The following is a 13,660-nucleotide window of genomic DNA, read 5'->3' as shown; positions in this document are numbered from 1 at the left end:
GAAATTGAACGAGAAGCAAATGGATGATAGGAGAGACATATCCGAGAGGAAGATGATCATGACTCAAAAAGAAAAGCTGGTATTGGTCGGCAATGGGATGGCGGGCGTAAACGCGGTGGAACACTTGCTGAAGCTTGCACCGGATAAATATGAGATCACTATTTTTGGCAGTGAGCCGCATCCGAACTATAACCGAATTTTGTTGTCTTACGTACTTTCCGGGGATTCCCAAGTCGAAGATATTGTCATTCATCCTTACGAGTGGTACACGAATAACAACATTACCTTGCATACCAATCAAACGGTTACTCAAATCGACACAACCGCTCAAACGGTAACGAGTGATAAAGGGTTAACGGTTCCTTATGATAAATTGATTTTGGCGACAGGCTCCAATCCATTTATGATTCCGCTGCCTGGTGCGGATAAAGAAGGCGTCATGGCGTATCGGACCATTCGTGATTGTGAAATCATGATCGAGTCCGCCCAAAAATATAAAAAAGCGATCGTCATCGGCGGCGGCTTGCTTGGCTTGGAAGCAGCGAGGGGATTTCTTCATTTAGGGATGAAAGTAGATGTTGTTCATATTGTCGATACGATTATGGAACGTCAGCTGGATCGAACCGCATCCAAAATGCTTCAAGCGGCACTCGAAGAGCAAGGAATCAACTTCCTCCTCGCCAAGCAGTCCGCAGAAATCATCGGTGACAAACGCGTTGCTGGTCTAAAATTCAAAGATGGTACGGTTGCCGAGGCGGATTTGATCGTCATGGCTGTAGGGATTCGTCCCAACGTTGAACTTGCCAGAAATTCCGGTATAGACTGCAATCCAGGTATCATCGTAAACGACTATTTGCAAACGAATGTGCCCCATATTTATGCCGTAGGCGAATGTGCCATGCATAGAGGCATCGCCTACGGACTGGTTGCTCCTCTGTATGAGCAAGGCGCCGTGCTCGCCAAGCATTTGGCAGGCGTAGAAACAGCCCCGTACGAAGGTTCCATCCTGTATACGAAGCTGAAGGTTTCTGGGGTTGATGTTTTCTCAGGCGGTAAATTCGTCGATGCCGAAGGTACGAAAGCCATCCGCATCCATGACGAGTTCACAGGTGTCTATAAAAAAGTGGTTATTCAAGACAACAAAATCATCGGTGCGGTGCTTTTTGGAGATACGGCAGATGGCACACGACTCATGCAAATGATTCGAGAAGAAACTGATGTGAGTGCAATGTCCAAAACAGCGATTCTGACAGATTCATCCAGCGGCAGTGGCGCAGCAGCAGCCGGAGCAGCTGACATGAAGGACGATGCTATTATTTGCGGCTGCAATGGTGTTACGAAAGGTGCGATTTGTTCAGCGATCAAGGAACAAGGGCTTACGACAGTAGATGAAGTGAAGAATTGTACAACAGCTTCTCGTTCCTGCGGCGGCTGCAAGCCGCTCGTTAGTGAGCTATTAGCTTTCACATTAGGAGATTCTTATGATAGAAATGCGGCCAAGGAATCCATTTGCGGCTGCACCGAGTTTGCGCGTGATGAAGTGGTTGAAGCTATTCGGAACAAAGGTTTATCGCATGTGCGTGAAGTAATGAACGTGCTGGGGTGGAAAAATGAAGAGGGCTGCTCCAAATGCCGCCCAGCGCTTAATTACTATTTGGGCATGGTAAGCCCTGACACGTATCAAGATGACAGCACCTCGCGATTTGTTAATGAACGCATGCATGCCAACATTCAGAAGGATGGTACGTATTCTGTCGTTCCAAGAATTTATGGCGGTGTCACGAATCCAACCGAGTTGAAGCGGATTGCTGAAGTAGCCGAACAATTCCATGTTCCCACTGTGAAATTTACAGGCGGTCAACGTCTCGATCTGCTTGGTGTGAAGAAAGAAGATCTTACGGCGATGTGGGAAGCATTGGATATGCCGTCTGGATATGCGTATGGGAAAGCTTTGCGTACTGTTAAAACTTGTGTAGGCGATACCTTCTGCCGCTTCGGTACTGGGGATGCGATGGGAGTTGGCATTGAGCTGGAGAAACGATTTGAACGCTTGAATACACCAGCCAAGGTGAAGCTTGCGGTATCCGGCTGCCCGCGAAACTGTGCGGAGTCAGGCATCAAGGATTTGGGCGTTGTCTCTGTAGACGGGGGTTGGGAGCTTTATGCGGGAGGCAATGGGGGAGTGAAGGTTCGTGTCGGTGACCTTTTGACAACGGTGAGAACTGAGCAAGAAATTATTGAATACACAGAGGCCTATCTGCAATACTACCGGGAAACTGGCAAATACGGGGAACGTACCAGCGAATGGGTTCACAGACTCGGTATCGAGCATATACGAGATGTAGTCCAAAATGAAGAAGAACGCAAACAGCTATGCGCACGCATGGAGCTTGCTCTTTCCGTTACGAAAGATCCATGGAAGCAAGCGATTGACAGCAAAAAAATTCAACGTGATCTCTATGAAGTTGTCGAGTTGACCTAGCAGTAGAAGATGGCCAGGAGGGGCAGAGAGATGAAAATACAAGACGAGCAACTGGTATGGGTGCAAGCCGTATCTTATGAGGATTTAGCCGTAAACACAGGGAAAACGATTCGTTATCAAGGCGAAGAAGTAGCGTTATTCAAAATGAAAAACGGCAAGCTGCAAGCCATCCAGAATCGTTGTCCTCATAAAGAGGGCGTTCTGGCCGAAGGCATTGTCTGTGATGATCACGTCTACTGTCCCATGCATGATCGCAAGATTCATCTTCCTTCGGGGCTTGTTCAAGCTCCGGATACAGGCTGTGTCCGCACGTACACGACCAAAGTGCTGGATGGATCCATCTATATTGGCTTCCCGATAGAGAAAGAAATGGCCAGTTGAGCAAGCAGTGAAACTGATTTTCGTTCTTTTCATTGGGGAGATGAACTCTCCATCCATGTTCTGACCAATGATGCGCTCGATCCGACCAGTCGGATGCCGAAGCGATATAGACCGTACTCAGCTCAGTTGGCTAGGCCAAAGGACGAAGCTGGTGCGGTCTTTTTCTGCGCCCAGAAGCTTGAAATAGACTTGTTCCGGCGCTTCGGAGATGCGTACGCCATTCCAAGCATCAATGACGATTTTGCGCAGCTGATGTTGTTTCAAAAATTGACGGAACATGAGCTTGAGCTCCTGAACGATGATAGATGGATCGCTATTGGTATCTGCCAAAGAAGTGATTTGGTAAATTCGTTTGCCGTTATTTTCAATCCAGTAGAGCCACTCGCTGCCTTTGAGTGCTAGGTAATTCCCTTGCTTCCGTGAAAATGAAATACCTGCAACCTCTGGCCAGTCGAGCAGAAGTCCGAAAGGATTGGCCGGATCGACCGCACTCACGAGTGTGAACTTGGTTTGACTCGCCAGAGGAATAGCTGGCTGCTGGTGCAGCAGGCTGATAAAGGTTTTGGTTGCGAATTGCAGCGCAGGCAAGTCCGCAATAAACAATCCTCGAACAACAAGTCCCCATTCTTCCAATTGACGGAGCGCGGATTGAATGGCTTCCCATGGGAATGGACAGAACGCAGAGACCACATCCTTGGTGACAAGCCCGAAACGTTCAAGCAGGTGATGGGTCCACTGCATGGCAGATGCTTGCTTATCAAAAGCTGGTTCATACAGGCTGCTAAGGGCGTACCAACGGCCAAGTCCAGACTGGAACTTATCCGGTTTCTTCGAGGCGCCCATCGCATGAAGCCTCAGTGGCGCGAATTGATCATTGGCAGCTTGACCATCCCATACCAATTGCAGCAATTCCTCCAACAAGACAGAAGGCGGCTTGCCAGTTTCAATCCCGAGCTTACTCAGAAAGCTCGCCCCTTTTTCCTGTAGAAGCGTTAGCAGATAGGGTTGGGAAACAGGCTTATAGCTGACTGCGGCAAGACAAGGCTCGAAGAGAGAATGGCTTTCTGCCAGGAAGAAAGCAATCCGTCCTTCCTTCTCGCCGGGCTCTTTGCGGCCAAGCCAGACAATTTGCCCTGATGAGCACAAGGTGTCCAAATCTTGCTTGCGGTAAGCAGGCTGACGTGTTGGGAACAAGAGGGACTCCCAGTGTGACACAGGCAAGAAGAAGCCTTGCAAATCTCGAATAATTTCAACCAGCTCTTCCATTCCTGGCACATCAGCGCGATCTGAGAGCTTGCGTCTGAGGGGCATATGTGCCAGATAGGTGTATGGCGAAATAGCTCCGCCGCCACGGCGATAGGATTGCAAGGACAGGCGAATTAGCCGGGAGGCGACTTTACTGCTGGTCCACAGCTCTTCCGTGGCCGGATCGGCAAAGGGCGCTTCGCCAATCTGCTGTGAAGCAAGAGCCGTCTCGACCCAGCTCGCTGCGAGCTGAGGATCAATTTCGAAATGGGCCGCAAGTTCTTCGGTCGTGAACGACAGCTTCCCATCGGCAAAACGCTGAAAAACGAAGGAGCGGGATACGGCGTCACTGGAAAGTGAGGCATAAAACGCCATTTCATCCTTGCAAATATATCGCGTCATTGTGGAGAAGTAAGCCTGAGCTGCTTTGCCTTGCTGCACAAGCTCATCCATCCAAGCAGCTACAAGCGTTTCGGAGACGGCACTCACCTTGACGAGCTCGGGAATCGAGGCATCGCCGCGTTCCTTCAAAAAGCGCAGCACCTCCGCAGCTGAAGCCAGCGGCTCGTCAGTTTTGGCGAGCTTCTGCTCTTCGGCCTCTATAATTTGCGGGCTGACCGCACGGCGAATGGCTTCCACGCCGAAAATATCGGCCGCCATCTGCCGGCTGAAGCCAAGCAGTTCCACCTGCAAATCCTCCGTCAAAGCGTCGGATTCATAGATTTTTTGCGCGACATAATCGGATTTGAATTGTGAGGCAAGTGGTGAAGGAAAATGGTTGCGGTGAACCGCGATTTGAATCGTACCAAGCTGAATCACTTGCAGGATATGCTGCAAATGAGGCAAGTCGACATGCTCCTCCAAACATTCGCGCATGGCCTCCTGAAATAAAGGAAAGCGTTCCTTGAAAGGAAGAGCTTCCTTGATCAGTTCTTGCCCGCGCAGCCGTTTCAGCCAAGCGGGGACGCGCGTAAAGCTGCGGGAAAGCAGCAAGGATGTCTCCGCTAACCGCTGGAAGGCGGCACCGAACATGCCGGATTCAGCTACGGCTTCAATGACGAACTGTTCCGCTTCTAGGGAAGAGATGGAAAGAAGGGCGGGTACAACCGCATCCTGCAAGGATGGGAAAATAAGCTCGATGCCATTATCCTTCGCATTTGTATAGAGGGCAGCCAGTCCATGCCGCTTGAGCTGTTTCTCAATAGCCATCAGCCAAGTGCGGTTTAATTTACGGCCGAACAGGCTATGCAGAATATAGTGGGCTTGATTGTTTTCATCAAGAAAGGACTCGATGACTAGGGTTGTATCAGTTGGGATGGTATTCACGGCAATTTGATTGCGGACGAGACTGATCAGTGATTGACTGGCTTCTACGCCAAAAAAGTACTGCTCGCTTAGCCAGTTTTGGACAGCGAGGTCTGCCTCGGTGCTGCTCTGGGCTTGCAAACGATCGCGCAGCTCGCGCCAGAGTTGACCCGTTTGAACGCCAAGCTCAAAGGATTTGCCTCCGCTTTCCCCACGCCAGAAAGGGATTTCACTATAGCGATTGTCCGCTTCCTGGACATAGATTCGTTCTGGACGCTTGCGGACGATTCGCCAGGAAGCGGTGCCCAGCTGGAAGACGTCGCCGACTGACGACTCGTGTATGAACTCTTCATCGAGCTCTCCGAGATGAAGGCCTGTTTCGTTGTGATGCACGGGATAGGCCGTGCTCTGCGGAATGGTGCCGGCGCCGGTTAATGCAGCCATCTGCGTAGCTGCCAACCGTTCGAGACGGCCGGTTTGGCGATCCCATGCGATGAGCGGACGCACGAAAGGGTAAAGCCCTGACAGCACTTCAAGCATGGCTGTCCAACGCTCCTGCGGCAGCTCGCGGAAGGAATCGCTCTGCGCCAGCAGTCGCGCCAGCTGCGCGACATCCAGCTCGTCGCCCATCGCGACCATCGCGACGAGCTGCTGCGCCAACACATCGAGGCTGCCCCGCGGAATGCGGATGTCCTCGATGTCGCGCGCGGCGATCCGCTGGCTGAGCACGGCCAGCTCCGGCAGCAGGCTGCGGCTGCGCGCAAGCAGCACGCCACGGCTGACGCTGCCGACGGCGTGGCCGGCACGGCCGATCCGCTGGATGCCTGCGGCAGCGGAGAACGGGGAGTCGATCTGGATGACCAGATCGACATGCCCCACGTCGATACCGAGCTCCAGCGACGACGTGGCTACGAGGCAGCGAAGCTCGCCGGCCTTGAGCAAGCGCTCGACCTCGAGCCGCTTCTCGCGGGCGACGCTGCCGTGGTGGCTCTTCGCGATCTCATGACCGACATGGTCATTGAGTCGCAATGTCATTCGTTCGCACAGCCTGCGGCTATTGGCGAAGATCAGCACAGTGCTGCAGCCGTCCATCAGCTGCAGCAAACGCTCTACAAGAGGCGTCCATATCTCCTCTTTGTCCGCTCCGGGCCTTGCAGGCTCCGGCATCGTCACCTGCAGGGCGTACTGCTTCTCGGCTTTGCTCTCGATAATGCCGACCTGTCGCGGCTGATCCGCTTCCCAGCCGCCCAGGAAGCGGGCGACCCGCTCGATCGGCTTCTGCGTGGCAGACACGCCGATCCGCTGCACGGATCGCCCGCACCACGCGTCCAGCCGTTCCAGCGTGAGCGACAAATGCATGCCGCGCTTGTCTGCCGCCAGATCGTGGATCTCGTCGACGACGATCTGTTCCACGCTCTTCAGCATCTGTCTCGCGCGCGGCGAAGTGAGGAGCAGGTACAACGATTCCGGCGTTGTCACGAGCAAATCGGGCGGGTTTTTCAGCATCGAGGCTCGCGTGCTTTGCGTGGTATCACCCGTTCGCACGCCAACCCGCAAGCCGTGCCAATCGGCTTCCTTCGGGGAGGAGGCAGCAGCTTCGTCAATTTCTGCAATAAAATGAATCAAATGATCATGAATATCGTTATTTAACGCCTTGAGCGGTGTGACGACTAGGACACGGACACCGGCTGGGTAGCTGTCCCCAAGCGATTGCTTTGTTTTTGCGACCCTGTCCATGCAAGGAAGCAAAGCTGCCAGTGTTTTTCCTGATCCCGTAGGAGACGAGATGAGGGTATGTGTGCCGGAAATAATATGTTTCCAAGCTTGCTTCTGCACATCGGTGGGTTCACCAAAACGGGAAGAAAACCAAGTCCTCAGAATCGGATGAAAATGAGATAGCTCCAGCGCATTGTCCGTCATTTCGTTCGCTCCCTTGCTTACACTTTTATCCAACATAGCATAATGTGAGGGCCAGCGCCAAACCTAAGAGACCTTCACACCCTCGAAAAGTAAGCTTAAAGTGCTGCACGCTCTTGGATTTTCTCATGCTTGCATAGAAAGCCTGCAAAAGTGCATGTTTTTTCAGAAAAATCGCGAGAAAAATGGAAATACCTGCGATTGTGCAGGCTTTTTAAGCTTTTCCTTTCTGGATTCGGGAAAAGGTCTCCAAAGGATGCATAATCGCAGGCTTTTCACGATTTTGCTGATTTCCAAGAGAAAAGGATGCCTATTTGCAGGAATATGCGAAAAAGTGCGACATAGACGGACCTGAGGTAGTCTGCCAGCTCCTGAAAGTCCACGACTTCCACCACGACTTCCACCATGACTTACGCCATGACTTCCACCACCGCCTCCTTCCTCCGATTCATTTTTGGCAGTTGCAATTTACCGTAAATGATTTACACAATATGACAGTTTATTTATAACTTGTATGATAAATTTGTTAAGCCGTATCTAGGGTGATGAGATAGAGCGGTTATTTTTCATGGGAATTGTAAGGTTACCCTCCTAATAATAACCAGACGTACGAATTCTTCTGATACACGCAAAATTCTAAGTTTGAGGGAGAGTGAAGCTTGGTGTTCAAAAAAGTTGTAGCAACTTGTCTTGCTTTTGTTATGATCACGGGAGGCAGCACAGCCGTTTTGGCAAAAGATAACGGTGCTCAAAATCAGGACAAAAAAATTGAGATTCATCTGACCTTTGACGATTTGCAAAGTGCGGAATGGGCAATCCGCTATATCGCCAGCTTGGCATCGAAACGTGTATTTGAAGGCTATGAAGATGGGACGTTCAAACCGCATAATACCGTTTCGCGGATTGAAGCGATTACGGCTGCCGTTCGTTTGATGGGACTTCGCAGCCAGGCCGAATCTGCGTCGGCAATGAATACCAAATTGAACTTCAAAGATGCCAATCAAATTCCTGCATGGGCGGTTGGTTATGTAGCAGTCGCTCTAGAAAATGATTTGTTCTCGGAAAATGATGACAGTGTTCAGCCTCAAAAAAATGGAGACCGTTTGTGGGCAACGACGCTTCTGGTGAAGGCATTGAAGTTGGAGGCGCAGGCGAAAGCGAAAATGAACACGACGCTGTCTTTCAAAGACGCGAAGCAGATTCCGGCAGGTTCTGTTGGTTACATTGCTGTCGCCATGGAGAAAGGATTAGTCGATGGCTTCGAAGACAATACATTTAGGCCCAACCAATCGGTAACACGGGCTGAGCTTGCGGCGCTGCTTGACCGTACAGGCGGGCAATTGCCGGATCAAGTGAATAACACGATCACAGGCACGATTACTAACGTAGTTGCGAATAACACGCTAAGTATCAAGAGTTCTGGCACAACAGCAGCGTATTCCCTGCATCCGGATGTATTCATCTATCGGAATGGGGCCAAAGTAAACGCTTCTGCTTTACAAGCTGGGGACGAAGTGAAAATACGTACATTTAATAATCAGGTCGTTTTCATTGAAGTAACCAAAGCTGTGCAATCCATCCTTTACAGCGGCACCGTGAGTGCAGCAGTGAGCAATAATACGTTGACGTTAACGAAGGCTGGCGCTACCTCTACACTTGCGCTTCACCCAGACGTTGTCGTCTATCGCAACGGTAATAAAGTGAATGTATATGATTTGAAAATCGGTGATGAAATTAATATTCGCACATCGGACAATAAAGTCATTTACATTGAAGTCACGCGATCTGTTGTACCTGTTTCCAGCAGCGGGACTGTCAGCTTGGCAGTGAGCAGCAATGTGCTGAAGCTGACGAAATCAGGGGTCACCACCGAATATGTCCTGCACCCGGATGTAGTCATTTATCGGAATGGTGTGAAGGTCAATGCTTCCGCTCTGCTTGTCGGGGATGAGGTGAATGTCCGTACGTCCGACAATAAAGTTATCTTCATTGAAGTGACGCAAACGGCGCAAGCCATCACGAACAGCGGAACCGTCACTGCGGTCGTCAGCAATAATGTGCTGAAGCTCCAAAAGTCAGGTGTTCCTTACGAGCTGCCGCTCCATCCTGATGTTGTCGTTTATCGCAATGGCCTCAAAGTCAATGCTTCTGACCTGAAGGTGGGGGACGAAGTCAACATTCAAACGTCCGAAAACAAAGTTATTTACATTGAAGTTACGAAAATGGTTCAAGCGATTACAAACAAAGGCACAGTCAGCGCTGTAGTGAGCAACAACGAGCTCAAGCTTACGAATTCGGGAGTTATAACTACCTTTACGCTTCACCCCAATGTTGTCGTTTATCGAAACGGGAAGAAGATCAAAGCTGCTGATTTAAAAGCAGGCGACGAAGTCGATATCCGTACCTCCGATAATAAAGTCATTTATATTGAAGTTACCAAAATGATTGATGCGGATCAGCCATTTGAACTTTTAGGCAAATTAAAAGGAACTACGCTCAATGCCCAAGGCGGGCTTGCTACGATTTCTATCGTTCAAACGATAGATGGCAAAGAGCAAACAACGATTTATACGGTGTCTACAGGTGTCACTGTTTCGGGCAACTTGTCCTTGTTTACTGAAGGTCATCTGATTCAGCTGAATGGCAAGAATAAGATCGTAACAGCCATCATCGTCAAGTAAGATTGCATTCCTTCCGGAAATAAATAAAAACCAGTCCGAAGATCACGTATTTCCGTGGCTTGGACTGGTTTTTTGTCCGTAGGCAAACAAAAAGCCCATCAGTAATGGGCAAGGATAATGGCGATATCTCGATCTGTAAATTGCAGGGAGCCTTCCTCCGATTTATGAAAGAAGTAACCTCTCGATTCAATATAACGGCACAGTCTAAGCAGCATATTAGGTTCTATATTTAGGAGTGTAGAAAGTGAAAAAACAGTTTTATGATCCGTGACGAACTCATTCATATCACAAATAGCCTCCTCCAATTAGGTTGTATATGTAGCATATCTGTATCATAGTACATGCCTGACGTCATTTGTTGTCGAATCATCGGGTTAACAAAACGTTCACTTCCAACATAAAAGCCCTCGACTCCTTCCTAAGAAGGCTCGAGAGCTTGCATGGATCCCTTTGCTGACGGAATCAGATCTTTAATTCCCCAAGCTTAATCAGTTCTACAACCGCTTGTGAACGACCCTTGACATTTAACTTTTGCATGACGTTGGAAATGTGATTCCGTACAGTCTTTTCACTAATGAAAAGCTGCTGTGCGATATCTTTCGTTGTTTTGTCTTGCACTAAGAGCTCGAATACTTCGCGTTCGCGGTTAGTAAGTAGAAATTTGTTTTTGTGGTCGCTGCCCATGGATGTGTGTCACCCCTCCTTGCTCGGGTATTGGGAAATACAAGGTTAAGGGATACAGTCAAAATTAGTTTATGAAGGGCTGCTGTCAATGGTGCGGTATATGCATAAAAATAGGCGGGATGGATTTTTGAGTTTCCTGCCGATGCATGGTAAGCTAAAATAAAGCATTTCTTTTGAGCTTAGGAGGCGATTCCCGTGTTCAAACGTGATTATTTTATGCGGCAAATTGAACAAATGACCGTGATGCTGCATCGCATTCTTTTTAACAAAGAACACATCCCTCTGGAAGATGCGCAGCAGCTGCTGGATGAAGCAAGCCGTCATTTGCTTGGGCTGAATATTCGTTCGCTGCAAGCGTTGTCGAGTAAGGATATTCTGGAATTGCTTTCTTATCATGGCAGCTTGGATACGGCCAAAGCGATGGTGATTGGTGATATGTTCGCTGCCCAAGGAGATATGCTTCAGCGGCATGAGCAGATGGATGAGGCTTATCATGCTTATTTGAAATCGCTGGATCTTTTGCTTCATTTGTCGCTTTCTTCTGAGGTTGACCCCAAGGATGAGGCAAGCGGGGAAATTGGATCGCGTATCGATCAAAGCTTGGAGCGTCTGAATCGCTGGATGATGCCGGAAGATATGAAGCGGCTGCTTTTTGTCCATTATGAGAAGGTAGGCAATTATGCGAAGGTTGAGGACGTGTTGTTTCATTATATGGAAGATCATCCTGATCAAGCCGAATTGTTGGGACAAGGCGTTGCTTTTTATGAAAAGCTGCTGGATGCTGAAGATGACGCTCTCCAAGCAGGCAATTTTAGCAAAGATGAAGTGTTGGACGGGTTGCGTATTGTAAGAGATAAACAGCGTGCTTTTGAAATTATGAATCCTTTATAGAATATTTAGAAATTGAAGGTGCGAACAAATGGCTTGGTATCAGGAAAGTTTTGGAAACGATTATTTGATTGTGTATAAACATCGCGATATGCAGGGGGCTTACCACGAGGTCAAGAAAATGATTGATTGGCTGGACTTGCCTCAAGGAGCCCAGGTGCTGGATTTATGCTGCGGCATGGGGCGGCATTCGATGGCTTTAACGGAGTTCGGCTATGAGGTAACCGGGGTTGATTTATCCGAGGTGCTTTTGAATGAGGCGCTCAAGCTGGATGAGACGAAACAAGTCACTTGGCTGCGTGGAGATATGAGAGAGGTCCCGATCGAGCGGCAATTTGATGCTGTTGTGAATTTATTTACTTCATTTGGTTATTTTGATGAGAATGAGCAGAACGAGAAAGTGATTGGTGAAGTTCAGCGGCTTCTCAAAAAAGGCGGCCGGTTTATCATTGATTTCCTCAATCCGGTATATATCCAGGCGAATCTGGTTCCCCAATCGGAACGGATGGAAGGCGATCTGTTTATTCGCGAAGCGCGGGCGATTGAAGAGGGCTGTGTGCGGAAGCGCATTGTGATTTCGCAAAAGGATACTGCGGATCGGCACTATTTGGAGCAGATTAAATTGTATGATCGAACGGCCTTTGAGGCGATGCTGGAAAAAGCCGGCTTACATATTGATTCTGTGTATGGCGGTTATGATGGTCAGCCTTATGAGGCTGAGACATCCAGCCGCATGATTTTTGTAGGGCATAAGGAAGGATGACGACTCGGATATGAACATCGTGACGGAACATACAGAGGAAATTACCCAAGTCAAGGTTCCACTGCCCTTCCCGCTGCGTTGGGTCAATGCGTACCTGATTCGTGGCGACAACGGGTATACGGTGATAGATCCGGGGCTTCATACCCCGGATGCGGAGGCGCTCTGGCTGCAGGTGCTGCAGGAGCGAGGGATTGGCTTCGAGCACGTGGAGCAGATCGTGCTCACCCACCACCATCCCGATCATTACGGGATGGCGGGGTGGTTTCAGGAGCGCACGGGCGCGCCGGTTCTCCTATCGGAGACCGGTTACGCGCAGGTGCAGCTCTTATGGGGAGCGGAGCAGCCGATGTCGGCGCTGCTGCTGAAGCTTTTTGCCCGGCACGGCTTCCCGCAGGACGGGCTGGATGAGATGACGAAGCACATGGTGAGCTTCGTCGAAATGGTTTCCCCGCAGCCGCAGGTCACACTGCTGCGTGAGGGCCCTGTGCGCCTCGGGAACCGCGTGTACGAAGCCATCGAGACCCCTGGCCATGCCGCGGGTCATCTGGTCTTCTACGACGGCGAGGCGGAGGTGATGTTTTGCGGCGACCACGTCCTGCCGCAAATATCGCCGAACGTGTCCTTCCTCCCGCAGGTGGAGGAGAACCCGCTCGGCGCGTATCTCAGCAGCCTGCAGGAGATCGGCAGGCTGCCTGTGAAGATGGCTTACCCGGGGCACCGGGAGCCGTGGCCTCTGTTCAGCGCACGCGCCGCGGAGCTTGTGCGCCATCATCATGAGCGGCTTGCGCTCATGGAAGGGCAGCTAAGCGTTTCGCTTAGCGCTTACGATGTGTGCCGGGCGACTTTCGGCGACCGGCTGAGTATCCACCAGATGAGGTTCGCGCTATCGGAGACGATCGCTCACCTCATCCTGCTCGAAGCGGAGGGACGCATCCGGCAGGACGACCCTACGGCGGAATACATTCGCTATATCGCCTTATCGAAATGAACATACAAAAGCCTCCAAACCAATTCATTGTTGGTTTGGAGGCTCTTTTAATTTCACCAAAAGGAACTGTAATCCCCTATTTAGCAGAATTCAGACGATTTCCTCTCGCAAAGGGAAATACAGTCCGCTATTTCGAAGAAAAACGCCACTTTTTGCCGAATAGACGGCGATTAGCGTATCCTAGTTCCGTTTCAACGCAAAATGGCAATAGCTTTGCATCAAACCTAACATGGAAATCCGAAAAAAGTATCGTCTAAATAATTTATAATTACTACCTAAATATGGGATTAATTGATGTATTTATCTGGACGATGCACAAAAAAACT

At 49.9% G+C, this 13,660-nt stretch carries 9 protein-coding genes; 6 read left to right on the top strand and 3 right to left on the bottom strand.

The window, feature by feature from the left end:
- Positions 1–58: 58 nt before the first annotated feature.
- Both nirB and nirD read left to right on the top strand, forming a co-directional pair.
- On the top strand, positions 59–2,482 hold the full coding sequence (nirB, locus tag HQN90_RS24310) for a nitrite reductase large subunit NirB (RefSeq protein ID WP_173223519.1): 2,424 nt from the start codon (positions 59–61) through the stop codon (positions 2,480–2,482).
- Between the two features lie 30 nt (positions 2,483–2,512).
- Positions 2,513–2,863 carry a nitrite reductase small subunit NirD gene (gene nirD, locus HQN90_RS24305; RefSeq protein WP_173223517.1) on the top strand — a complete coding sequence of 117 codons (351 nt, stop codon included), beginning with the start codon at positions 2,513–2,515 and terminating at the stop codon, positions 2,861–2,863.
- A gap of 117 nt (positions 2,864–2,980) precedes the next feature.
- On the opposite strand, the gene HQN90_RS24300 is transcribed toward nirD, so the two are convergent.
- Positions 2,981–7,333, bottom strand: a complete 4,353-nt coding sequence (locus HQN90_RS24300) for a DEAD/DEAH box helicase (protein WP_173223515.1) — start codon at positions 7,331–7,333, stop codon at positions 2,981–2,983.
- Between the two features lie 659 nt (positions 7,334–7,992).
- Between HQN90_RS24300 and HQN90_RS24295 the strand changes: the two genes are divergently transcribed.
- Positions 7,993–10,011, top strand: coding sequence for an S-layer homology domain-containing protein (locus HQN90_RS24295; protein ID WP_338042374.1), 2,019 nt, complete (start codon positions 7,993–7,995; stop codon positions 10,009–10,011).
- A gap of 98 nt (positions 10,012–10,109) precedes the next feature.
- Here HQN90_RS24295 and HQN90_RS24290 read toward each other — a convergent pair whose 3' ends face one another.
- Positions 10,110–10,295, bottom strand: coding sequence for a hypothetical protein (locus tag HQN90_RS24290; RefSeq protein ID WP_173223513.1), 186 nt, complete (start codon positions 10,293–10,295; stop codon positions 10,110–10,112).
- Positions 10,296–10,473: 178 nt separating this feature from the next.
- Entirely contained in the window at positions 10,474–10,695 is a 222-nt protein-coding gene (locus tag HQN90_RS24285; RefSeq protein ID WP_028556998.1) for a helix-turn-helix domain-containing protein, read from the bottom strand.
- 195 nt (positions 10,696–10,890) lie between these two features.
- Here HQN90_RS24285 and HQN90_RS24280 point away from each other — a divergent pair, with 195 nt between their 5' ends.
- The 3 genes from HQN90_RS24280 to HQN90_RS24270 are packed head-to-tail and all read left to right on the top strand — an operon-like array spanning position 10,891 to position 13,334.
- Positions 10,891–11,586: a DUF6483 family protein gene (locus HQN90_RS24280; protein ID WP_173223511.1), complete on the top strand. Its 696-nt coding sequence runs from the start codon at positions 10,891–10,893 to the stop codon at positions 11,584–11,586.
- A gap of 28 nt (positions 11,587–11,614) precedes the next feature.
- Complete coding sequence (locus tag HQN90_RS24275; RefSeq protein WP_173223509.1) at positions 11,615–12,346, top strand: class I SAM-dependent methyltransferase; 732 nt, start codon at positions 11,615–11,617, stop codon at positions 12,344–12,346.
- Positions 12,347–12,356: 10 nt separating this feature from the next.
- On the top strand, positions 12,357–13,334 hold the full coding sequence (locus HQN90_RS24270; protein ID WP_173223507.1) for an MBL fold metallo-hydrolase: 978 nt from the start codon (positions 12,357–12,359) through the stop codon (positions 13,332–13,334).
- The last annotated feature ends 326 nt before the right edge of the window (positions 13,335–13,660 follow it).

Source organism: Paenibacillus alba, assembly GCF_013204855.1.
GTDB lineage: Bacteria > Bacillota > Bacilli > Paenibacillales > NBRC-103111 > Paenibacillus_E > Paenibacillus_E alba.
This window is presented reverse-complemented; position numbering and strand designations above follow the sequence as displayed.